The organism is Neisseria sp. P0009.S007 (assembly GCF_051962515.1).
Genome location: NZ_JBQCVF010000554.1, coordinates 1 through 999, shown reverse-complemented (window position 1 = coordinate 999; position 999 = coordinate 1). Strand labels below are relative to the sequence as shown.

Genomic DNA, 999 nt, shown 5'->3' with positions numbered 1-999 from the left:
TGAAAACCACCGATATCGTGTGCAGCTCCATCAATATCGGCAGCACGCGCGCCGGTATCAATATGGATGCGGTCAAGCTGGCAGGCGAAACCATCAAACGCACGGCCGAAATCACGCCCGAAGGTTTCGGCTGTGCTAAAATTGTCGTGTTCTGCAACGCGGTGGAAGACAACCCGTTTATGGCGGGTGCGTTTCATGGTTCGGGCGAAGCGGATGCCGTTATCAATGTCGGCGTATCCGGCCCGGGTGTCGTAAAAGCCGCGTTGGAAAATTCAGATGCAACGACATTGACCGAAGTTGCGGAAGTTGTGAAGAAAACCGCTTTCAAGATTACCCGCGTGGGCGAACTTATCGGCCGCGAAGCCTCAAAAATGTTGAATATCCCGTTTGGTATTCTCGATTTATCGTTGGCACCAACCCCCGCCGTCGGCGACTCGGTGGCGCGCATTCTTGAAGAAATGGGCTTGAGCGTCTGCGGTACGCATGGCACGACAGCGGCTTTGGCCTTGCTGAATGATGCCGTAAAAAAAGGCGGCATGATGGCTTCCAGTGCGGTCGGCGGTTTGAGCGGCGCATTTATCCCCGTTTCAGAAGACGAGGGCATGATTGCCGCTGCCGAAGCCGGTGTGCTGACGTTAGATAAACTCGAAGCAATGACCGCTGTCTGCTCCGTTGGTTTAGACATGATTGCTGTACCCGGCGATACGCCTGCTCATACCATTTCCGGCATCATCGCCGACGAAGCCGCCATCGGCATGATCAACAGTAAAACAACTGCCGTGCGCATTATTCCGGTAACCGGCAAAACCGTCGGCGACAGCGTCGAGTTCGGTGGCCTGTTGGGCTACGCGCCTGTGATGCCGGTTAAAGAAGGTTCGTGCGAAGTGTTTGTCAACCGAGGCGGCAGAATCCCGGCTCCGGTTCAATCAATGAAAAACTGATTGGATTGATAAATAAAAAAAGGCCGTCTGAAATTGATTTTCAGACGGCCTTTTATTT

The 999-nt window shown here is 53.6% G+C and carries 1 protein-coding gene; it reads left to right on the top strand.

Annotated features, from left to right (window positions below; translation table 11 throughout):
- Positions 1–941, top strand: a 941-nt coding sequence (locus ACTHS3_RS14760; protein ID WP_440368045.1) for a PFL family protein, incomplete at its 5' end; no start/stop codon positions are given.
- Between the last annotated feature and the right edge of the window lie 58 nt (positions 942–999).